This is a genomic window from Lentzea sp. CC55 (genome assembly GCF_021056325.1).
Lineage (GTDB): Bacteria > Actinomycetota > Actinomycetes > Mycobacteriales > Pseudonocardiaceae > Lentzea > Lentzea jiangxiensis.
Genome location: NZ_JAJCXE010000022.1, coordinates 87,884 through 108,897 on the forward strand (window position 1 = coordinate 87,884; position 21,014 = coordinate 108,897).

The window sequence follows — 21,014 nt, forward strand, 5'->3', positions numbered from 1 at the left end:
CGATCAGGACATGGCCGAGCTGTTGAGCGACGATCAGTTGGACGACCTGCTCCCCAAACTCCCCGGCTGGTGCCCCCAGGACGCGGCACTGGTGAAGACCGTGGAGCTGCCGAGCTTCTCCCAGGCGATCATGGTCGTGAACCGGGTCGCGGAGATCGCCGAGAACGACAACCACCACCCGGACATCGACATCCGGTACAAGGCGCTGACATTCCGCCTGAGCACGCACTACAAGGGAGGAATCACCGCACTGGACGTGTCCCTCGCCGAGGAGATCGACGGGGTCCTGGACGCCCTGGGCTGACCCGGCCGGGAGGCGTCAGCCGGCGACCCTGCTGGGTTCGCCGTCGGCGGCTTCCTCGCCACCGGGACGCGGCTCGCCGCGCTCGCGCCGCGCCGCCAGCCCGATCGCGACCAGCGTGAGCACGCCCGCGGCCGGATAGCCCCAGCCGAGCGCCACGAAGATCCACGGCCGCGGGAAGTCCCAGATGTTCGGCTGGGCCAGCAGCAGGAACGAGATCAGGTAACCGCCGGTCAGCAGCACCCACAGGCCGGCGGTGATCTTGCACAGCACGTGCCCGCCCTCGTGGATCAGCCACAGCAGGGCGGGCACCATCCACACCCAGTGGTGGCTCCACGAGATCGGCGAGACGAGCAGGCCGAGCATCTGCACGCTCACGATCAACGCCAGCGCGTCCCTGGTCCTGCTGACCGCGAACCACGTCAGAGCGGCCGCGACGAGCACGGCGACGATGTAGATCGGTCCCGTCTTGACGTCGTAGCCGACCGTGCGGCTGAGCGCTCCGCGCAGCGACTGGTTGATCGCGCTGCCGACCGGGCCGACCCGGCTCGCGTCACCGAGCAGCTGGAACCAGAACTTGTCCGACTGGGACGGTGAGATGGCCCACCCGATCCCGTACACCACCACAAAAGCGACGAACGACCACACAGCGGCCATCCACCGGCGCTGGACGAGGAAGTACAGCCCGGAGATCGCGGGCGTGAGCTTGATGCCCGCGGCGAACCCGACGCCGGCGCCGCCGACCCAGTTCCGCGCGCTGGCGAGCGTGCCGATCAGGATCGCGACCAGCACCAGGTTGATCTGGCCGTAGTTGAGCGTGGTGCGGACCGGCTCGATCCACAGCGTCAGCGCGGTCCACATCATGGCGCGGCGCGGGTCCGGCAGCCGGAGCAGCTTCAGGCTGGTGCGCACGATGAAGTACAGGCACCCCAGGCAGATCAGCTGCCAGAGCCAGCGCGACGCCTCCCACGGCACCCAGCTCATAGGCGTGAAGATCGCGGCCGCGAACGGCGGGTAGGTGAACGGCAGCGGGAACACGTCCGCGTACTGGTCGAGCCGCCACTCGTAGAGGTCGCCGGAGAACAGGTGCGGCGACCCGTTGCGGTAGACGAGCAGGTCGATCATGGTCATCTTCGCCTGGAAAGCGACCATGAACAGGTGCCCGGCGACGGACAACGCGAGCAGCCACGGTGCTACGGAGAGCACACGCGCTTCCACAGCACGGAGTTTCACGCCGAAAACGTTACCCGAGGCAACGTTCTGGGGTACCCCGGCGTCATAAGGCACGGGAGAGATCGCAAAAGGGAGTTTTTCCGACCATGTCAGTTGATCTTGTAGTTGCCGCTGTCGCCGCTCTGGCCATGCTGGGGGTCGCGTTCGGCGTGTTCGCCGCCGCCGCACGAACCAAGAACAACGTGTGAACGTTGTGGGGCATGACGCGTGAACGTTGTGAGACGTGAAGAAGGGGGATCCTCCACAGTGGAGGATCCCCCTTCTTCGTTCACCGCTTCCGAGGGGTGGAGCGGCTTTTAGAAGTAGTGCGCGCGCCCACCGATCGGCTTGCCGACCGCGCCGAGGACGGCCAGGATCGCGCCGATGACCAGCAGCACCACGCCCAGCGTCGTCAGGATGCTGATACCGGCCAGCCATCCGACGACGAGCAGAATCAGACCGAGGACGATCATTGCAACCTCCAGGTGGGGAAACCTGAACTCTGGCTACCCCACGGAGGTCGGTACAAACCTTCCATCAAAAATTCGTCGCCGATACAAACCGGGCGCGCACTCCTTCAACTGCCGTCCCGGAAAGCTTCGGCGGTGAAGGCTTCGACGTCAGCTGCGCCTTCACAACCGATTGTCGCTCACCGCATTCACGCGTGCACTTGGAGCGACTGATTCCAGGTGGCGCTGGTGGTTGAGGTGATGCGTGGCAGGCTCCAGTCGCAGCGCTTCGGCCTGGGTGAGGTGTCGAGCCGCCGGCTCGAGGACGCCGAAGTTCCGGTAGCCCTCGCTCACGCGGTAGGAGTTCAGGAGCGTTGATCGTTGTGGGCGCACGCGGCGGGCTCACCTGGCCGGGTGTGCTGACCAGCCGCTATTTTGAGCCATGACCGCTCTGCCTGACTGGATGCGCCCTCCCCGCGCGGAAGGGTGGTTCGCGGAGGACCTGGACCGGCTGCCGGAAGCGCCCCGGCACACCGAGCTGATCGACGGAGCTCTCGTTTTCACGGTCTCACCGCAGCGGTCATGGCACGGTCGTGTCGTCACCGGGCTCACCCTGGAGCTGATGAACCAGGCTCCGGACGGCTACGAGGTCGAGTGCGAAATGACCATCAAGCTCGACCGGCGCAACCGTCCGGAGCCGGATCTCCTGGTGACCACGGCGTCGTTGGAGCGCGACCGCACATGGTTCGCCCCTGAGGACGTCACACTCGTGGTGGAGGTGGTCTCACCGGAGTCCGAGCACCGGGACACCACGGTCAAGCTGCGCAAGTACGCGGAGGCGGGCGTTCGGCACTACTGGCTCGTCGAGGACGAGGCCGGTCAGACCGTCGCGCACGTGTACGAGTTGGACGAGCCGACCAGGGCTTACGTCCCGACAGGCCTCTGCCGCGGGAAGCTCACGGTGACGGTGCCGTTCCCGATCACCATCGACCTGGACGGCCTGTTCCCCGCCAAGCGTTGAGAACGGCGCGGATGCGCGAAAGGCACCTTCCGCGCGGAAGGTGCCTTTCGCGAGCGTCCGTCAGACGTTGAAGCGGAACTCGACCACGTCGCCGTCGGCCATGACGTAGTCCTTGCCCTCCATGCGGACCTTGCCCGCCGCCTTCGCCTCGGCCTTCGAGCCCGAGGCGACCAGGTCGTCGAACGACACGACCTCGGCCTTGATGAAGCCCTTCTCGAAGTCCGTGTGGATCACGCCGGCGGCCTGCGGGGCGGTGGCGCCCTGCGGGATCGTCCAGGCGCGTGCCTCCTTCGGGCCCGCGGTGAGGTAGGTCTGCAGGCCGAGGGTGTGGAAGCCGGCGCGGGCGAGGGCGTGCAGGCCCGGCTCGGACTGGCCGATCGACTCCAGCAGCTCCAGGGCTTCCGACTCGTCGAGCTCCAGCAGCTCCGACTCGACCTTGGCGTCGAGGAACACCGCGTCGGCCGGGGCGACGAGCTCGCGCAGCTCCTTCCGACGGGCCTCGTCGGTCAGGACGCCCTCGTCGGCGTTGAAGACGTAGAGGAACGGCTTGGTGGTGAGCAGGGAGAGCTCGCGCAGCAGTTCGCCGTCCACTTCGGACTGGGCGGAGAACAGCGTGCGGCCCGAGTCGAGGATGTCCTTGGCCTTCTTCGCGTTCTCCAGGGCGGCGCGGCGGTCCTTCTGCATCCGCGCCTCCTTCTCGATCCTCGGGATGGCCTTCTCGAGGGTCTGGAGGTCGGCGAGGATCAGCTCGGTGTTGATCGTCTCGATGTCGCTCGACGGGTCGACGCGGCCGTCGACGTGCACGACGTCCGGGTCGTCGAAGACGCGGATCACCTGGCAGATGGCGTTCGCTTCGCGGATGTTCGCGAGGAACTTGTTGCCGAGGCCCTCGCCCTCCGACGCGCCCTTCACGATGCCCGCGATGTCGACGAACGACACGACGGCGGGCACCTCGCGCTCGGAGCCGAAGATCTCCGCGAGCTTGGTCAGGCGCGCGTCCGGCAGCGGCACGACGCCCACGTTCGGCTCGATGGTCGCGAACGGGTAGTTCGCGGCGAGCACGTCGTTGCGCGTCAGCGCATTGAACAGGGTGGACTTGCCGACGTTGGGCAGGCCGACGATACCGAGGGTCAAACTCACGAGCGACGAGTCTACGGCAGGCGACGGTCGTGTCCGATTCCCGCGAGCCGTTGCCCGTTCCCGCTGGCAGGATCGGTGGCATGGTCATCGACGAAGAACACGCGTACCGGGTGTGCTCCGCACGTGACGCCCGTTTCGACGGGTGCTTCATCCACGCGGTGCGCACGACCGGCATCTACTGCCGGCCCTCGTGCCCCGCGGTGACCCCGAAGCGCCGCAACAGCCGGTTCTTCCTGACGGCGGCGGCCGCGCAGTCGGCGGGCTTCCGCGCCTGCCGGCGGTGCCTGCCGGACGCCACCCCCGGCTCGCCGGAGTGGAACCTGCGGGCGGACCTCGCGGGCCGGGCGATGCGCCTGATCAGCGACGGCATCGTCGAACGCGACGGCGTCTCCGGGCTCGCGGCGAAGCTCGGCTACTCGGAACGCCACCTCACCCGCGTGCTGACAGCCGAACTGGGGGCCGGTCCGCTGGCGCTGGCCAGGGCCCACCGCGCCCACGCGGCGCGGTTGCTGATCGAGACGACCGAACTCTCGTTCGCCGACATCGCGTTCGCGGCGGGCTTCGCGTCGGTGCGCCAGTTCAACGACACGATCCGCATGGTGTTCGCCTCGACCCCGTCGGAGATGCGCGGCCGCGGCAAGGCCCCGGCCGGCACCCCCGGCCGGATCGTGCTGCGCCTGCCGTACCGGCCGCCGTTCGACGCCGCCGGCCTCCTCGCCCACTTCCGGGCGCACGCGCTGCCCGGTGTGGAGGAGGTGACCGCCGACTCCTACGCGCGGACGCTCTCGCTGCCCCACGGCGAGGCGACGGTCCGCCTGACGTTCCCCACCGGCCACGTCCTGTGCTCACTGCGCCTCGCCGACGTGCGCGACCTGGGCACGGCGGTGGCCCGCGTGCGCCGCCTGCTGGACCTCGACGCCGACCCGGTCGCCGTGGACACGTTCCTCGGCTCCGACCCGGTCATCGGCCCGCTGGTCCGCGAGACGCCGGGCATCCGGGTCGCGGGCAGCGTCGACGGCGCCGAGACGCTGCTGCGGCTCGTCGCGCCGTTCGAGGGCGTGCCGTTGCGCGTCCCGGACGGCGCGCTGACCCACCTGTACTCGGCCGGGGACCACCCCGTCACCGAGGCGCTCGCGACCGGCAGACTCGTCGTCGACGTGGGCCGCTCGCCGGAGGACCTGACCGGAGAACTGACACCACTGGTCGGCGCCGAAGTCGCCGACGAGGTGGCCATGCGCGTGCTCGGCGCACCGGACGTGCTGGTGCTCCCGAAGTCCCTGCGCGACCTGACTTCCCACGGCCCCGAGTGGCGGCCGTGGCGCTCCTACGCCGGAGCACACCTGACGAGGAAGGCAGCAACACCATGAGCGTCGCACACGCGTCCACTGTGGACACCCCGACGGGGCCGTTCACCGCGGTCGTCACGCCGGACGGGGCCGTGCTCGCGAGCGGCTGGACCGCCGACATCTCCCTGCTGACGCCTCAGATCCACGCGACCCTGATGCCGTCCGAGATCACCCCGCGCCCCGACCTCGGCGACGTCACCAAGGCCGTCGTCGCCTACCACGAGGGCGACCTCACCGCGATCGACACCGTCGAGGTCCGCCAGAAGTCCGGCCCGTTCCTGCAGCACGCCTGGGACGTCCTGCGCACCGTCAAGGCGGGCGAACCGGTCACCTACTCCGAGTACGCGGAGCTGTCCGGCCGTCCCGCCGCCATCCGCGCCGCGGCCTCGGCGTGCGCGCGCAACTCGGTGGCGCTGTTCGTGCCGTGCCACCGCGTCATCCGGATCGGCGGCAACCTCGGCGGCTTCCGCTGGGGTCTCGACGTGAAGCGCTGGCTGCTCGCCCACGAGCGCTGACCGGCGGGGCCGGGCTCCGAGCCGGGTCAGCCCAGCGACATCTCGAGCGTCGATCCGGTGCGCGCCTTGCGCACCCGCAGGCGCGTCGGGATGCGCTGCCGCAGCTCCTCCACGTGCGACACCAGCCCGACCACCCGGCCGCCCGCGCGCAGCTCGTCGAGCGTGTTCATCACGATGTCCAGCGTGTCGGAGTCGAGCGTGCCGAAGCCCTCGTCGACGAACAACGTGTCGAGCAGCGCGCCGCCCGTCTCGTTCGCCACCACGTCCGCCAGGCCCAGGGCCAGCGACAACGACGCCAGGAACGACTCGCCGCCGGACAGCGTCTTGGCGGGACGTGACCGGCCCGAGTAGTCGTCCAGCACGTCGAGGCTCAGGCCGCCGCGGGTGCCGCGCGCTCCGGCCGAGTCGGAGTGCACGAAGCTGTAGCGGCCCTGGCTCATGCGGTGCAGCCGGGCCGAGGCCGCCACGGCGACCTCCTCCAGCCGCGCCGCCAGCACGTACGACCGCAGGGTCATCTTCTTCGAGTTCTGGCCGCGGCCGTTGATCACGTCCGTCAACGCGTCCAGCTCGGCGTACGAGGCCTCCAGCGGTTCCAGCGACTTCCGCTCGGCGCGCAGGCGCGCGGCCAGCTCGCCCACGCGCTCCAGGGCCGCTCGGGCACGGGCCAGGCCCGTCGCCGCGGAGGAGGCGGCGGCACGGGCGGAGGAGGCCTGGGCCGTCACCCCGGCCAGGTCGACCTCCTCGTCGGGGTCGACCTCGGCGAGCTCCTCCAGCGTCGCGAGGGCGGAGGCGCGGGCGCGTTCCCAGGTCGCGATGCGCTCGTCCAGCGCCTGCAGCTCGGCCGCCGGGCGGTGGGCGGCCAGGGCGGCGTCCACGTCGGCGAAGCCCGCCTCGGTGGCCAGCGCGGCGACCGACGCCTGCTGCTCCCGCACGCGGGCCAGGGCGGCGGCACGGGCGTTGCGGCGCTCGTCCAGCTCCACCAGGGCCTTCGCGAGGCGCAGCAGGTGGTCGCGGCGGGTCAGGACGTCCTCGTGCTCGCCGCGGGCCTTGTCCAGGCGGGCGCCTCGTGCCGCGACGACCGCGACGAGCGACGTGTGCTCCGTGCGCAGGCCGACCAGGTCCTGCTCGACCTGGCCCTTCTCCGCTCCGAGGTCGCGGGTCTTGGCCTCGAGGCCGACGAACTCCGTCTGGCGCTGCGACCGGGTGCGCGCCAGCTCCAGCGCCGCGCGGTACTCGGCCAGCGCGGCGGCCGGCTCCTCGGAGCCCAGGGCCTCCCAGCAGGCCTGGATGCGCAGCTCGGCGGCGTGGGCCGCCCGTTCGGCCTCGTGGCGGCGCTCCAGGGCGGCCTGCTCCTCGCGCGCGGCCACCTCCTCGTCCGTCGCGCCGACGCCGCCCAGCATCGGCTGGGCGGGCGCGGGGTGGCTCGGGGAACCGCAGACGGCGCAGGGCCTGCCGCGCTTGAGGGCCGCGGCGAGCTCGATGGCCATGTTCTCCAGCCGCTGGTGGCGGACCTGCTGCAGGACGTCCTTGGCCTTCTGGTGGACGTCGATCGCCTGGTGCAGCTCGCTCCTGGTGCGCTCCAGCGCCCGCGTCGCCCCCGGCAGCGCCTCGGCCGCGTCGGCACGGGCCTTCAGCGAGTCGAGCCGCCCCGACGCCTCGACCGCGGCGTCGAGCTGGGCGCGGCACTGCGCCAGGCGCTCGGGGAGCACCTCCAGCTCGGCGTTCAGGGCCAGCAGCCGGCGTTCCACCTGGTAGGAGGAGTTCTTCAACGCCGACAGCCTGCGCACGTCCGCCTGCTGGCGTTCCGCCTCGGCCGCCAGCTCGCCCAAGCCACCGGCCTCCTCGCGGTAGCGCTCGGCGTCCTCCCGCAACGCCGAACCCTCGTACCCCAGGCGCGCCAACGCCTCCGCGGCCCGGCTCTCGTCGCGGACGGCGAACTCGTGGGACCGCTCGAGCTTCGCGATCTCGGCGTGCGCCGGCACGACGGGGATCGCACGCCGGGCGGCATCGCGTTCGGCGAACCACGACGCCGAATCGGCCGCCTCGACACGGGCGAGCAGCTCGCGGGCCTCCCGCACCCGGCGCAGCTGGTCGGCCTGCACGCGGGCGTGCGCCAGCATCGCGTCCGCGCCGTCGGCCACGCCCGCCGTCTCCTCCGCCAGCGCCTCCGCCCGCTCCACCGCGAGGCGGAGCCGGTCCAGCACCGCTTCCAGCCAGCCGGGCTCGTCGGAGGGCTCCTCGGACGCGGCCTCGGCGACGCGGTGCACCAGCCTGGCAGCGCCCTGACGACGTTCCTCCAGCACCCGGCCGGCCGCGAGCCGCCTGTCGCGGAACCACTTCTCCACGTCCAGGAACCGCTCGGTGCCGAAGAGCTTCTCCAGCAGCACCTCGCGCTCGGCCGTGTCCGACCGGAGGAACTTCGCGAACTCCCCCTGCGGCAGCAGCACGACCTGGAAGAACTGCTCGTACGACATGCCCAGCATGTCCTCGACCGCGCGCGCCACGTCGTCGATGCGGGTGATGCCCTCGCCGTCCCAGCCCGCGAGCCACGTCAGCGAGCACTTCGCGGGCTGCGTGGTGAAGCCGCCGCCGCGCTTCTTCGGCCGGTCGAACTCCGGCGAGCGCACGATCCGGAACCGCCGCGACTGCACGGTGAGCTCCAGCGACACCTCGGTCGGCACCTCGGGATCGGCGTACTCGCACCGGAGCTTCTTCACGTCGCCCCGCGCGCCGGGAACCTTGCCGAACAGCGCGAACGCCACCGCGTCGAGCAACGTCGTCTTGCCGGCGCCCGTGTCGCCGTGCAGCAGGAACAACCCGTCCGCACCCAGCTCGTCGAAGTCGACGGCCTCCGGTTTCGGGTAGGGACCGAACGCCGTCAGCTCCAGGCGGTGCAGTCTCATCGCTCCTGCTCCCTCGCCACCGACGCGAACGCCTCGCGCAACAACGCCATCTCGGCCGCGGAAGGCTCCGACCCGCGGGCGTCGGACACGAAGCAGCAGGCCACCTCCTCGTCGGAACGGCCGCGCACCCGCTCCGCGTAGGTCATGTCGTGCTGCGGGCCCTGCTCCGGCCGCCACTCCACGTGCACCGCGTGCTCGAACCGCTTCTGCAGCTGCCGCAGGGCGTCCATCGGCCGCACCCGGTCCGTCAGCACCACGGACAGGAAGTGGTCTTCCAGCGGCTTGTGCTCCGGGGCCTCCAGCACGCCGGCCAACGTACCGGTCACCGTCGCCAGTCGCCTCGGCACCGGCAGGTCGCGCCGCTCGACGCCGACGAGCCCGCCCTCGTCCAGCTCGACCAGCCACACCGACTTGCGGTGCCGCGCCTCGGAGAACGAGTACGCCAGCGGGCTGCCCGAGTACCGCAGGTTGTCCGCGAGCGTCTGCGGCCCGTGCAGGTGCCCCAGAGCCACGTAGTCGACGCCGGAGAACACCTGCATCGACACGTCCTGCACACCCCCCACCGCGATGGTGCGCTCCGACTCCGACGGCGCCCCGCCCGTCACGAAGGCGTGGGCCAGCACGACGGACCGCGCCCCGCGCGATGCCAGGTCGGCGCGGATCCGCCGCATCGCCTCCGCCAGCACGGGCGCGTGGCCCTTGTCCGCCACGCCGAGCGCGTGCCGCGCCGGTTCCGGCTCCAGGAACGGGATGCCGTACACGGCGACCGGCCCGTGCTCGTCCGCCAGCTCGACGGGCTTGTCCAGCAACGAGATCTGCGTGCGCAGGTGCAGCCCTCCCGCCGCGGCGAACTCCCCGAACACCCCGATCCGCGCCGCCGAGTCGTGGTTGCCCGGCGTGATCACGATCCGCGCCCCGGCCGCCCTGATCCGCATGAGCACCCGCGCGCACAACGCCACCGCGTCCGCCGACGGCACCGCCCGGTCGTACAGGTCGCCGGAGATGACCACGACGTCGACCTTCTCGGAGGACACCAGGTCAGCGAGGCCGCTCAGCACCGACTCCTGCTCGACGAGCAGGTCGCGGCCGTGGAAGGTCCGCCCCACGTGCCAGTCGGAGGTGTGCAGGATCCGCATGGCCCCAACCGTAGAGACGGGGTCCGACAAAACTCCGGGAGGGTTCCCGGCGTGTCACCCGATCGAGTTCAGCGTCCGTGGGGGAGCATCATCGGTGCCGTGACCGCCGTGATCATCACCGCCTCCCTCGTCCTGGCGCTCGTCTGCGCCGGGGCACTGGTGTTCGTCCACCGCCTGTACCAGGACAGCGTCCGGCGCGCCGACGAGGCGCTCCAGGCCATCGCGGCCGAACGCGCGCGCTACGACGCCCAGCAAGTGGCCCTCCAGCGCTACGAGGTGGCGTTCTCCAGCGTTTCGGGACGCGGCGAACTGGGCGAGCAGGTGCTCGTCGAGACAGCGCGCGCACTGGGGCTGAGGGAAAACCTCCACTACACGCTGCAGACGGACGTGGCAGGCGGTGGAGCGGTCCGTCCGGACATGGTCCTGAACGTCGGCGGCGGCCGTCAGGTCCCGGTCGACTCGAAGATGTCCATGGCCACCTGGGCGGAAGCGGTCGAGACGGACGACCCGCAGGAACGCCAGGACGCGCTGCGCGTGCACGTCCGCAACATCCGTTCGCGTGCCGCCGAACTGGCCGGCAAGGGCTACCAGCGCTGGGCCGACGCCATCTACGGCACGATCATGTTCGTCCCCAACGACGGCGCCGTCGTCGCCGCGCTGGACACCGATCCGGAACTGCTGCGCTGGCTGCTCGACCGCCGCGTCTTCCTGTGCGGCCCGACCGGGTTCGCCGTGATCGCGTCCTCGGCGATGTTCGCGGTCACCGAACGCGCCCTCGCCGACGACGTCGAGCAGGTCAGGCTGCAGGCGGGCCGGGCGAACCGCGCCGCCGACACCGCCATCGAGGCCGTCAACCTCTCCACCACCCACCTGCAGCGGTTCCTCTCGGCGAGGCGCAGGGAGCTCGACGCCCTGGAGGGTTTCCGGGCGAGCGTGGAGCCGCTGACGGACGCCTCCGCCACTCCGACGCCCCTCCCCCTCGTCCGGAGGGCGGACGAGCAGTCCGCTTGAAACGCACGCGGTGTGCCCGCGGGTTGCTTCTGAGTGAGAAAGCTGCGGACTGACGAACACCGAATGGCCGAACGGCTACCGTGTGCGTCGTGAGTGAGTTGCGCGAGCGGTCATCGGCCTTCGATGACGACGTCGAAGACCACGACGCGGTTCCGTGGAACTACCGTGCCCTCTTCGGCGAGTTCAGGGGAATCCCGTGGTGGGCGGCCATCCTGTGCGCCCTCGTCCCGGCGTTCATCGGCGCGTTCATCGACATCAGCTCCAGCAAGACGGTCGGCTGGACGTTCATCGTCGTGTTCTTCGCCGGCGCCCTCGCCGGGATCGTGCTGGTGCAGCGCCGCAGCCTGTTCGGGCCGATGGTGCAGCCACCGCTGGTCCTCGCCGCCACCGTGCCCACGCTCGTGCTGCTCACCGGCGGCGTGGCCAAGGGCGGTCTGTCCGCGATGGCGCTCGGCCTCGGCCGGCCGCTCATCGACAGCTTCCCGGTCATGGCGATCACCACCGCCGTCACCGTCGGCCTGGGCATCCTGCGGATCATCCTGCAGAAGAACCCGAACCGGCCGACGAAGGACGAGGTGCGCGAGGCCAAGGCGGAGATCAAGGACAGGTCCAAGCCCGCCCGCAAGCCGCGCGAGGAAGCCGACGAGGACCGCCCGCGCCGCCCCCGCCAGTCCGCGGATCGCGCCGAACGAGCCGAGGGGACCCCTGCACGCCGTCCGCGTCCCGAGGGCGCACCCGCCCGCCGCCCGCGTCCGGACGGCGCCCGCGGCGAGCGCCCGGCAGGCCAGCGCAGGCCCCGCCCGCCGCGCGACGACCGCTGAGAAGCCCGGAACACCGAAAGGGTCGCCACCGGCACCGGTGGCGACCCTTTCGCGTCAGCTCTAGCGGACCAAGTCCTTGCGGAGCTCGCGCGGCAGCGAGAAGGCGATCTTCTCGTTCGCCGTCGTGATCTCCTCCACCTCGCCGTAGCCCTGCGACTCCAGGTACTTCAGCAGTTCCATCACCAGCAGGTCGGGCACCGACGCGCCGGACGTGACGCCGACGGTCTCGACGCCCTCGAGCCACGCCGGGTCGACCTCCTTGGCGTAGTCGATGAGGTACGAGGCCTTGGCACCGTGCTGCAGCGCGACCTCGACCAGCCGGACGGAGTTGGACGAGTTCTTGGAGCCCACGACGAGCACCAGGTCGCACGACGGCGCCATCGTCTTCACCGCGGTCTGGCGGTTCGAGGTGGCGTAGCAGATGTCGTCCGAGGGCGGGTCCTGCAGCTCGGGGAAGCGGTCCTTGAGCTGGCGGACGCGCACCATGGTCTCGTCGACCGAGAGCGTCGTCTGCGACAGCCAGATCACCTTGTTCGGGTCGCGCACCTGGACGTTCGCGGCGTCCTCGGCGGTGTCGACGAGCTGGACGTGGTCCGGCGCCTCACCGGCGGTGCCCTCGACCTCCTCGTGGCCCTCGTGGCCGATCAGGAGGATGTCGTAGTCCTCCTTGGCGAACCGCACCGCTTCCTTGTGGACCTTCGTCACGAGCGGGCACGTCGCGTCGATCGTGCGCAACGACCGCTGCGCCGCTTCCTCGTGCACGGCGGGCGACACGCCGTGAGCCGAGAACACCACGAGTGCGCCCTCGGGAACCTCGTCCGTCTCGTTGACGAAGATGGCACCGCGGTCGGACAGCGTCTCCACGACGTACTTGTTGTGGACGATCTCCTTGCGCACGTAGACAGGTGCGCCGTACTTCTCGAGGGCGAGCTCGACCGTCTCGACGGCACGATCAACGCCCGCGCAGTAACCACGCGGCTTCGCCAACAGGACTCGCTTGGGCATGCCACCAGGGTACCCAGGCCGGGCCCGGGCACCGTCCTGCGAGCCTGTTCGACGAGAGTCACGTGCGAGCGGCTGTCGCGAACGTGGCCCGCGGGACGATGCCTAGGCATTTCAGACGAGGTTGCGGCAGGCTAGACGCATGAAGCCACTGCCGCTGGGTGTCCGCGTCGCCGCCGGCCTCGCCGCGACCGCCCTCGAACAGGCCCGCAAGCTGCCCCAGCAGCTCGCCGGACTCCCGTTGACGGTGGTCAGCGAGGCGATGCAGCTGTCGATGCGCGTGCAGCAGCATGTGACCGAACTCGCCATCAAGGGCGACGACGTCCTCTCCGGACTCAGGCCCGCCGAGGAAGAGCCGGAGTGGGCGACCTTCGACGAGGACGAGACGCCCGTCACGACTTCTCAGGAACCTCTCGCGGACGACCCGTGGGAGGAGGAAGAGCGCGCGATCGCCGAGGTGCCGCGGTTCCTGCCGGCCTACGACGACCTGTCGATCGCCCAGCTGCGCGCCCGCCTGCGCAACCTGGGTGCGGCGCAGCTCGAGGAGCTGCTGCGCTACGAGAAGGCCCACGAGGCCCGGCCTGAGTTCATCGGCATGCTCAACCGCCGGATCGCGACGGTCAAAGCGCAATCGTGACCGACGCGAAATCCACGCCGGAGAACCCGTGGCCGGTGCGGACGGTGGCCCGCAAGCTGCTCGACTGGATCAACCGGCTCGGCGACGTCTGGGTCGAGGGGCAGGTCACGCAGCTCAACGCGCGCAGCTCCACGGCGTTCCTGACGCTGCGCGACCCGAGCGTGGACATGTCCATGTCGATCACCTGCAACGCCGGGATGATCCGCGAGCTGCAGCTCACCGAGGGCAGCCGCGTGATCGTCCACGGCAAGATCAGCTTCTACCCGAACCGGGGGACGCTGTCGTTGCGGGCGGACGACATCCGCGCGGTCGGCGTCGGCGAGCTGCTGGCGCGCATCGAGCGCCTGCGCAAGCTGCTGCACGCCGAGGGCCTGTTCGACCCGCGCCGCAAGCGCCGGCCGCCGTTCCTGCCGGCCAAGATCGGTCTCATCACCGGGCGGGCGTCCGCGGCCGAGCGGGACGTGCTCACGAACGCGCGGAACCGGTGGCCCGGCGCGCACTTCCGCGTCATCAACGTGGCCGTGCAGGGGCCGACCGCCGTCACGCAGGTGATGACGGCGCTGTCCACTTTGGAACGCGACCCCGAGTGCGACGTGATCATCATCGCCCGCGGCGGCGGCAGCGTGGAGGACCTGCTGCCGTTCTCCGACGAGGCGCTGTGCCGCGCTGTCTCCCAGTGCCGCACGCCGGTGCTGTCCGCGATCGGGCACGAGCCGGACACGCCGCTGCTCGACCACGTCGCCGACGTGCGCTGTTCGACGCCGACCGACGCGGGCAAACGGGTGGTTCCGGATGTCGCCGAAGAGGGTGAACGCGTCCGCCAGATGCGCGATCGCGGCCGGCGCGCGCTGCACGGGTGGGTCGACCGGGAGCGCGGGCTGCTCGACTCGTTGCGCTCGCGACCAGTGCTTTCGGACCCGTACGGTCCGCTGGAGCGCCGGTCCGAGGAGGTGAAGCGCTTTCGCGACCAGGGCCGCCGCGCGGTGACGCAACGGCTCGACCGGGAGGACGTCCACCTCTCGGGGACCAAAGCCCGCTTGACGACCCTCGGACCAGCCGCCACGCTGGCCCGCGGATATGCCGTTGTGCAACTGGTCACACCCGACGGGCCCGACGGCGTGCTGAGGTCTGTGACGGACGCGCCGAGCGGAACACAACTGCGGGTGCGCGTCGTTGACGGGGCAGTGCGGGCGGTGGTCTCCCGCTCGGAAGCCGACTCGGAAGGGGGAGGTACCGATGATGCGTGATGCCGTGTTCCTGCCCCTCACCATGGAGGCGGCCGGTTCCTGCGGCTCCGGCCTGCGGACGAAGGCGGAGGCGGCGAACCGCGCCGCGGCGGAGTGCTGGACGGACATGGTGGGCGACTGCGACACCAAGAGCCGCCGCACGCTGATCCTCACGCTGCACGACCTGAGCGAGGCGACGGCCGGCACCGTGCAGTACCGGCGTGTCGCGGAGGCCGAGGCGCTGATCGACGAGGCGGTGCGAGAGGGTGACGGCGAGGAGTTCGCGGAGGCGCTGGTCGGCTACGACCTGGCCGTCGCGACCGTGCTGAGCCGTTTGAGGAGCCAGTCCGCGTGAGTTCGGAGACCCTGGGTTACGAAGCCGCCCGCGACGAGTTGGTCGAGGTGGTCCGCAAGTTGGAGGCCGGTGGCCTGTCGCTGGAGGACTCGCTCGCGCTGTGGGAACGCGGCGAGGCGCTCGCCAAGACGTGTGAGCAGCATCTCGCCGGTGCGCGCGAGCGAATCGATGCAGCTCTCGCCGTGGTCGAGGAGGACGTTTCCGACGCGTGATCCCGTGCAAGGATTCAGTTGCCGATCACAAAATCCGGCACGCTGAGTAGTCGCATGGAGGCGCGCAATGGTGAACACCCCCGCGGAACGACGTCGCGAAGCCCCCGACCGGAACCTGGCATTGGAGCTCGTGCGCGTCACCGAGGCGGCGGCGATGGCCGCGGGCCGGTGGGTGGGACGAGGCGACAAGAACGGCGGAGACGGCGCCGCGGTCGACGCGATGCGCAAGCTCATCCACACCGTCTCGATGAGGGGCGTCGTGGTGATCGGCGAGGGCGAGAAGGACGAGGCGCCCATGCTGTTCAACGGTGAAGAGGTCGGCAACGGCGAGGGCCCGGAGTGCGACGTCGCGGTCGACCCGATCGACGGCACCACGCTGATGTCCAAGGGCATGCCCAACGCCCTGGCGGTGCTGGCGGTGGCCGAGCGCGGCGCGATGTTCGACCCGTCCGCCGTGTTCTACATGGAGAAGCTCGCGGTGGGCCCGGAGGCGGCCGACGTCATCGACATCACCGCGCCGCTCGCGGAGAACATCCGCCGCGTCGCGAAGGCCAAGCACAGCGACGTCTCGGACGTGAACGTGTGCATCCTCGACCGGCCGCGGCACGAGAAGATCGTGCAGGAGGTCCGCCAGGCCGGCGCGCGCATCCACTTCATCTCCGACGGCGACGTGGCGGGCGCGATCTCCGCGGCACGCCCCACGTCGGGCGTGGACATGCTCGTGGGCATCGGCGGCACGCCCGAGGGCATCATCGCCGCGGCGGCCCTCAAGTGCGTGGGCGGGGCCATCCAGGGCCGGCTGTGGCCGAAGGACGACGAGGAGCGCGAGAAGGCGATCGGCGCGGGCCACGACCTGTCCCGCGTGCTCACCACGAACGATCTCGTGAGCGGTGACAACGTCTTCTTCTGCGCCACCGGCGTGACGGACGGAGACCTCCTGCGCGGCGTGCACTACCGGGCTGGCGGCTGCACGACCCAGTCGATCGTCATGCGCTCCAAGTCCGGCACCGTGCGCATGATCGACGGCTTCCACAGCCTGCACAAGCTGCGGGAATACGCCTCGGTGGACTTCGACCTGCCCGAGGACGTGCAGCAGCCGCTGCCCTGAACGGCTGTGAAAATGTGAATCGTCAACGGACCGTCACCCTCCGAGTGACCCTAGTGACGGCGTGACCTTCGTCCCTAGTTTCCGTTCTGACCCCGGCAACCCTGCGCCGGGTTCAGGAAAGGACACTCAACGATGAGGGCACGTTCGTTGTTCTCCGCAGTCGTCGTGGCCGCGGGCGCCCTGCTCGCCTCGGTCACCGCGGCCACCGCGGCTCCGGCTCCCACCGCTGACGGCGAGGTCTCGCCGATGATCGTCGGCGGCACCAACGCCACGCAGGTCTACTCCTGGATGGTCTCCCTGCAGAGCACCTCCGGCAGCCACTTCTGCGGCGGCACGCTGATCAAGGCGAACTGGGTCGTGACGGCGAAGCACTGCGTCCAGGGCTCGACGGCGGCGTCGATCCGCACCCGGATCGGCACGACCAACCGCACCAGCGGCGGCACCACGACCGGTGCGTCGCGGATCATCAACCACCCGTCGGCCGACCTGGCGCTGGTGCAGCTCAACACCTCGGTCAGCCAGGCGCCCGCCCCGGTGGCGGCCTCGTCCGGCGCGGTCGGCACCGCCACCCGCATCATCGGCTGGGGCCAGACCTGCCCGACCCGCGGCTGCGGTGGCGCTCCGATCACGCTGCAGGAGCTCAACACGTCGATCGTGACGGACAGCCGTTGCGCCGGCATCAGCGGTGCTTCGGAGATCTGCACCAACAACACCGGTGGCAACAAGGGCGCCTGCTACGGCGACTCGGGTGGCCCGCAGGTGAAGTCCGTGAACGGCCGCTGGGAGCTCATCGGCGCGACCAGCCGCTCCGGTGGTGGCGCGACCTGCGCGACCGCTCCGTCGATCTACGTGGACGTCCCGTACTTCCGCTCGTGGATCAGCCAGTACGCCGGCACCGTCTGAGTCGGCAAGCACGTTCCGAGGCCCGTCTCCCCACCGTGGAAGGCGGGCCTCCGCCGTGCAACCCCAGGGGTCCTCCCGCCGTCTACCTCGGCAAGGGGTGGGAACGACCAGGGGGTGCGCGGTGCGGATGCTGCTCGTGGCGGTCGCGTTGGTGTCGGTGGCGGGGTGCGCGCAGGGGTCCGTGCACGCGGAAACCTCCGCGGCGCCACCATCTTCGTCTTCGGCGGCACCGCCGTCCGCTCCGCCCTCGACCACCTCGCAGACGCCTCCCCCGCCGCCGCCTCCTCCCCCGCCCGTCGTGAAGCCGACGCCGTGCACCATCAGCGACGGCGCGTGCATCCAGCTCTCCACGAACCAGTCCTGGGTCCTGCGCGGCGACAAGGTCGTCTACGGCCCGGTGCCGATCACGCACGGCCGCAAGGGCTACGAGACCCCGCTCGGCAACTTCCCCGTGCTGCGCAAGGTGAAGAACGAGTGGAGCCGGCCGTACAACGCGCCGATGCCGTGGTCGACGTACTTCACCGAGAGCGGCATCGCCTTCCACGAGGGCTCGCTGACCGACCCGTCGCACGGCTGCATCCACCTCGACCCGAAGGCCGCGCAGTACTACTTCACGAACCTCTCGATCGGCGAGACCGTGCAGGTGGTCTCGTGATCATGCGCGCGATCCGCTCGCACGCTCCACAAAGGAGCGTCCAGACACATCCATAATCAGGTGATTGAGATCACCCCCGAGTGGTTATCCCACTACCGAGGGGTGATGTGAGATGCGAGTCCTGATCGCGACGGTGCTCCTGATCCTCGGTTTCGCCGTTCCCGCGCAAGCCCAGGCGGGATGCACCGTCCACAACGGAGCGTGCCTGGAGAAGTCCAAGAACCAGGCGTGGCTGGTTTTCAACGGCAAGACGAGCTACGGCCCGGTGCCGATCAGCCACGGGAAACCGGGGTACGAGACCCCGGTGGGCACGTTCTCGGTGCTGCGCAAGGTGAAGAACGACTGGAGCGTCCCCTACGACGGCCCCATGCCGAACGCGGTGTACTTCACCACGGACGGCATCGCGTTCCACCAGGGTGACACGAACGTCCAGTCGCACGGCTGCATCCGGCTGTCCTGGGATGCGTCGCTCGTTTTCTACGACAACCTGATGGTCGGCGAGCAGGTGCAGGTCCTGCCCTGACCCGGTGGGCGTGGAGGCATGGCCGGAGGCGGTCAGGCTTTCACGCCCAGCAGTCGTTCGACGGTCTTCTCGATGCCGTCGACCCGCTTCAGCGCGGTCTCGTGATCGGCCCCGTCGTCCTCCCTGGCGAGCGTGTAGATGACCCCGCCGGCGCTCGCGACGTGGTCCGGCACCCAGACGATGCCGCGCTCGGCGAGCAGGTCCGCCACGCCGTCGTCGGTGAGCTGGTTGTTCGCGGGGCCCACGACGAGCTTCACGCCGAGCCGCCGCACCGTCTCGGGGCTCAGCACCCCGCCCACCGCCGCCGGCACGAGGACGTCGGCCTCGACCTCGTACGCCTCGTCGGGACGAACCCAGCCGTATTCGTCCGTCCGCCTGCTCTCGTCCACGTCCGACACGGTGATGTCCGCGCCCTCGATCCCCTTGGCGATCAGCTCCCCCACCGACCCGAACCCGCTGATCACGACCTTCCTGCCGGTCAGGTCGTCCGTGCCGAAGGCGTGCCGCGAGGCCGCCCGCAGCGCCGCCAGGACGCCCCGCGCCGTGGGCCCGCTCGACGACCCCGTGCCGCCCTGCGCCTCCGGCAGGCAGTAGGCGTAGGGCGTGAGCTCCCGGAACACCGCCATGTCGTCGGGCCCGGTCCCCACGTCGGGCCCCGCCCGGTAGGCACCGCCGAACTCGTCGATCAGGTCGGCGTGGTCGAGCAGCACCGCGCGGCGGAGGTCCGGCGCGAGCTCGCGGCCGGCCACGATGACGCTCTTGGCCCCACCGTGCGGGATCCCCGCCGCCGCGCACTTCAGCGTCATGGCCCTCGACAGCCGCAGCACGTCGGTGACCGCGTCGGTGATGTGCCCGTACGCCTTCATCCGGCACCCGCCGACCGCCGGTCCGGCTTCCGTCGAGTGCACGGCGACCATGGTGGTGAGCCCCGACCGCCTCCCGGTGCGGACGACGAGCTGTTCGTGTTCCCACATCCTGCGTTCCTCCCGAACTTCAGCCATGTATCAACCGCGAAGTTAGGGTGAACGCCAAGGTCGATGAGCTGTCACCGAACGTTGTTCGGCAGAGCGTCTCGGGAGACGTCGTGGATGAACTTGATTCGGCGATCGTGCGGGAACTGCAGCGCGATGCACGGCAGTCGAACCGCGACATCGCCCGCAAGGTCGGCGTCGCGCCCTCGACGTGCCTCGAACGCACCCGCCTGCTGCGCGAACGCGGCGTGATCCGCGGCTACCACGCCGACATCGCCCCGGCCGCGCTGAACCGCGGCGTGCAGGCGCTGGTGTCGGTGCAGGTCCGCCCGCTCAGCCGGGCCGTGATCGATGCCTTCAAGGCGTTCGCGCACGGCCTGCCCGAGGTGACGGCGGTGTTCGTGATGGCGGGCAACGACGACTTCGTGATCCACGTGGGCGCGCAGGACAACGAGCACCTGCACGCGTTCCTGGTGGACAGGCTGAGCCAGCGCAAGGAGATCGTCGGCTTCCGCACGTCGATCATCTTCCAGCACCTGGCGAAGCACGACCCGGCACCGCTGCCGGAAACCTGACGGCTCCCGGCCCGCGCGTCACGTGCCGTCGCTGGAGTGCCCCGGGAACAGGTGCGCCGAGGGGTTGAGCGCCACCGCGATGTTGTTGACCGCGGTCGCCGCCTCCCCGAACCCGGTGGCGATCAGCTTGACCTTGCCGGGGTACTGCGCGACGTCGCCCGCCGCGTAGATCCGGTCGAGCTTGGTCTTCATGGTGCTGTCGACGAGCACCGCGCGGTGGTCGAGCTCGAGCCCCCACGACTCGATCGGCCCGAGGTCGGCGGTGAAGCCGAGCGCGGCCACGACCGTCTGGGCGGGCAACGTGCGCGCGTCACCGCCCTTGACCTTCAAGTCCACTTCGGACAGAGGTTCGCCGCGCAGCGCCAGCACCTCCGCGTCGGTGATGATCTCGACGCCGAGCTCCCGCACCTGCCGCACGGTGGCGGCGTGGGCGCGGAAACTGGCCCTGCGGTGCACGATCTTGACGCTCGCGGCGATCGGGTGCAGCGCCAGCGCCCAGTCGAAGGCCGAGTCGCCACCGCCCACGATCACCACGTGCTGCCCGGCGTGCTCGGCCAGCACCGGCACGAAGTGCACCATGCCGCGCCCCAGCCAGCCGTCACCCGCGGGCAGCGGGCGCGGGTTGAACTCGCCCATGCCCGCCGTGATCAGCACGGCCCTGGCGTTGATCGCGGAGCCGTCCGCGAGGCCGATCCGCAGACCGTCCTCAGTGGACTCACAGGTGCGCGCCTGGCGTCCGAGGAGGTAGGTGGGCTTGAACTGCGCTGCCTGCTCCACCAGTCCGTTGACGAGGTCGCGTCCGCGCACGGCGGGAAACCCGGCCACGTCGAAAATCATCTTCTCCGGATACATCGCCGTCACCTGGCCGCCCGGTTCCGGCAGGGCGTCCACGACCGCGACGTTCATCTCCCGGAAGCCTGCGTAGTAAGCGGCGAACAACCCCGTGGGACCAGCTCCCACGATGAGGAGGTCGACGTCACGCTCCATGAGTG

At 70.4% G+C, this 21,014-nt stretch carries 23 protein-coding genes; 15 read left to right on the top strand and 8 right to left on the bottom strand.

Going from position 1 to position 21,014, the window contains the following annotated elements:
- The first annotated feature begins 10 nt into the window (after positions 1–10).
- Complete coding sequence (locus L6E10_RS16200) at positions 11–304, top strand: 4a-hydroxytetrahydrobiopterin dehydratase (RefSeq protein ID WP_236220350.1); 294 nt, start codon at positions 11–13, stop codon at positions 302–304.
- A gap of 15 nt (positions 305–319) precedes the next feature.
- Here L6E10_RS16200 and L6E10_RS16205 read toward each other — a convergent pair whose 3' ends face one another.
- Both L6E10_RS16205 and L6E10_RS16210 read right to left on the bottom strand, forming a co-directional pair.
- On the bottom strand, positions 320–1,534 hold the full coding sequence (locus L6E10_RS16205; RefSeq protein ID WP_236220351.1) for a mannosyltransferase: 1,215 nt from the start codon (positions 1,532–1,534) through the stop codon (positions 320–322).
- A 296-nt stretch (positions 1,535–1,830) separates the two neighbouring features.
- A complete protein-coding gene (locus L6E10_RS16210; protein ID WP_090007203.1) occupies positions 1,831–1,986 on the bottom strand; it encodes a DUF6131 family protein in 156 nt (51 codons plus the stop codon).
- A 418-nt stretch (positions 1,987–2,404) separates the two neighbouring features.
- On the opposite strand from L6E10_RS16210, the gene L6E10_RS16215 reads away from it, so the two are divergent.
- Entirely contained in the window at positions 2,405–2,983 is a 579-nt protein-coding gene (locus L6E10_RS16215) for a Uma2 family endonuclease (RefSeq protein ID WP_236220352.1), read from the top strand.
- A gap of 60 nt (positions 2,984–3,043) precedes the next feature.
- On the opposite strand, the gene ychF is transcribed toward L6E10_RS16215, so the two are convergent.
- Entirely contained in the window at positions 3,044–4,123 is a 1,080-nt protein-coding gene (ychF, locus tag L6E10_RS16220) for a redox-regulated ATPase YchF (RefSeq protein ID WP_236220353.1), read from the bottom strand.
- A gap of 80 nt (positions 4,124–4,203) precedes the next feature.
- Here ychF and L6E10_RS16225 point away from each other — a divergent pair, with 80 nt between their 5' ends.
- Complete coding sequence (locus L6E10_RS16225) at positions 4,204–5,490, top strand: bifunctional transcriptional activator/DNA repair enzyme AdaA (protein WP_236220354.1); 1,287 nt, start codon at positions 4,204–4,206, stop codon at positions 5,488–5,490.
- Complete coding sequence (locus L6E10_RS16230) at positions 5,487–5,984, top strand: methylated-DNA--[protein]-cysteine S-methyltransferase (protein WP_236220355.1); 498 nt, start codon at positions 5,487–5,489, stop codon at positions 5,982–5,984. The genes L6E10_RS16225 and L6E10_RS16230 overlap by 4 nt, the downstream gene beginning before the upstream one ends.
- Positions 5,985–6,010: 26 nt before the next feature.
- On the opposite strand, the gene L6E10_RS16235 is transcribed toward L6E10_RS16230, so the two are convergent.
- Together L6E10_RS16235 and L6E10_RS16240 are read right to left on the bottom strand one after the other, a co-directional pair.
- Positions 6,011–8,887, bottom strand: a complete 2,877-nt coding sequence (locus L6E10_RS16235; RefSeq protein WP_236220356.1) for an AAA family ATPase — start codon at positions 8,885–8,887, stop codon at positions 6,011–6,013.
- The gene (locus tag L6E10_RS16240) at positions 8,884–10,023 is read right to left on the bottom strand and encodes an exonuclease SbcCD subunit D (protein WP_236220357.1); all 1,140 of its coding nucleotides are present in this window, start codon (positions 10,021–10,023) and stop codon (positions 8,884–8,886) included. The genes L6E10_RS16235 and L6E10_RS16240 overlap by 4 nt, the downstream gene beginning before the upstream one ends.
- 99 nt (positions 10,024–10,122) lie before the next feature.
- On the opposite strand from L6E10_RS16240, the gene L6E10_RS16245 reads away from it, so the two are divergent.
- The gene (locus L6E10_RS16245) at positions 10,123–11,034 is read left to right on the top strand and encodes a DNA recombination protein RmuC (protein WP_236220358.1); all 912 of its coding nucleotides are present in this window, start codon (positions 10,123–10,125) and stop codon (positions 11,032–11,034) included.
- A gap of 89 nt (positions 11,035–11,123) precedes the next feature.
- Complete coding sequence (locus L6E10_RS16250; protein WP_236220359.1) at positions 11,124–11,855, top strand: DUF6542 domain-containing protein; 732 nt, start codon at positions 11,124–11,126, stop codon at positions 11,853–11,855.
- 60 nt (positions 11,856–11,915) lie between these two features.
- Here the strand turns inward: L6E10_RS16250 and L6E10_RS16255 are convergent, their stop codons facing one another.
- Entirely contained in the window at positions 11,916–12,860 is a 945-nt protein-coding gene (locus tag L6E10_RS16255) for a 4-hydroxy-3-methylbut-2-enyl diphosphate reductase (protein WP_236220360.1), read from the bottom strand.
- 139 nt (positions 12,861–12,999) lie between these two features.
- Here L6E10_RS16255 and L6E10_RS16260 point away from each other — a divergent pair, with 139 nt between their 5' ends.
- From L6E10_RS16260 to L6E10_RS16295, 8 genes are all read left to right on the top strand, one after another.
- Positions 13,000–13,494 carry a lipid droplet-associated protein gene (locus L6E10_RS16260; protein WP_236220361.1) on the top strand — a complete coding sequence of 165 codons (495 nt, stop codon included), beginning with the start codon at positions 13,000–13,002 and terminating at the stop codon, positions 13,492–13,494.
- The gene (xseA, locus tag L6E10_RS16265; protein ID WP_374237077.1) at positions 13,488–14,741 is read left to right on the top strand and encodes an exodeoxyribonuclease VII large subunit; all 1,254 of its coding nucleotides are present in this window, start codon (positions 13,488–13,490) and stop codon (positions 14,739–14,741) included. Before L6E10_RS16260 ends, xseA begins: the two co-directional genes overlap by 7 nt.
- On the top strand, positions 14,734–15,075 hold the full coding sequence (locus L6E10_RS16270; RefSeq protein ID WP_236220363.1) for a sugar ABC transporter substrate-binding protein: 342 nt from the start codon (positions 14,734–14,736) through the stop codon (positions 15,073–15,075). The genes xseA and L6E10_RS16270 overlap by 8 nt, the downstream gene beginning before the upstream one ends.
- Entirely contained in the window at positions 15,072–15,287 is a 216-nt protein-coding gene (locus tag L6E10_RS16275) for an exodeoxyribonuclease VII small subunit (protein WP_090099824.1), read from the top strand. Before L6E10_RS16270 ends, L6E10_RS16275 begins: the two co-directional genes overlap by 4 nt.
- Positions 15,288–15,354: 67 nt before the next feature.
- Complete coding sequence (gene glpX / locus L6E10_RS16280; RefSeq protein WP_090099826.1) at positions 15,355–16,395, top strand: class II fructose-bisphosphatase; 1,041 nt, start codon at positions 15,355–15,357, stop codon at positions 16,393–16,395.
- Between the two features lie 132 nt (positions 16,396–16,527).
- Complete coding sequence (locus tag L6E10_RS16285; protein WP_090099828.1) at positions 16,528–17,298, top strand: trypsin-like serine protease; 771 nt, start codon at positions 16,528–16,530, stop codon at positions 17,296–17,298.
- Positions 17,299–17,395: 97 nt separating this feature from the next.
- The gene (locus L6E10_RS16290; protein ID WP_236220364.1) at positions 17,396–17,953 is read left to right on the top strand and encodes a L,D-transpeptidase; all 558 of its coding nucleotides are present in this window, start codon (positions 17,396–17,398) and stop codon (positions 17,951–17,953) included.
- A gap of 112 nt (positions 17,954–18,065) precedes the next feature.
- Complete coding sequence (locus L6E10_RS16295; RefSeq protein WP_236220365.1) at positions 18,066–18,476, top strand: L,D-transpeptidase; 411 nt, start codon at positions 18,066–18,068, stop codon at positions 18,474–18,476.
- Between the two features lie 32 nt (positions 18,477–18,508).
- On the opposite strand, the gene L6E10_RS16300 is transcribed toward L6E10_RS16295, so the two are convergent.
- Positions 18,509–19,477: a Glu/Leu/Phe/Val dehydrogenase dimerization domain-containing protein gene (locus L6E10_RS16300; RefSeq protein WP_236220366.1), complete on the bottom strand. Its 969-nt coding sequence runs from the start codon at positions 19,475–19,477 to the stop codon at positions 18,509–18,511.
- A gap of 83 nt (positions 19,478–19,560) precedes the next feature.
- Between L6E10_RS16300 and L6E10_RS16305 the strand changes: the two genes are divergently transcribed.
- Positions 19,561–20,022: an Lrp/AsnC family transcriptional regulator gene (locus L6E10_RS16305; RefSeq protein WP_236220367.1), complete on the top strand. Its 462-nt coding sequence runs from the start codon at positions 19,561–19,563 to the stop codon at positions 20,020–20,022.
- An 18-nt stretch (positions 20,023–20,040) separates the two neighbouring features.
- Here L6E10_RS16305 and L6E10_RS16310 read toward each other — a convergent pair whose 3' ends face one another.
- On the bottom strand, positions 20,041–21,009 hold the full coding sequence (locus tag L6E10_RS16310) for an NAD(P)/FAD-dependent oxidoreductase (RefSeq protein ID WP_236220368.1): 969 nt from the start codon (positions 21,007–21,009) through the stop codon (positions 20,041–20,043).
- Positions 21,010–21,014: the final 5 nt, after the last annotated feature.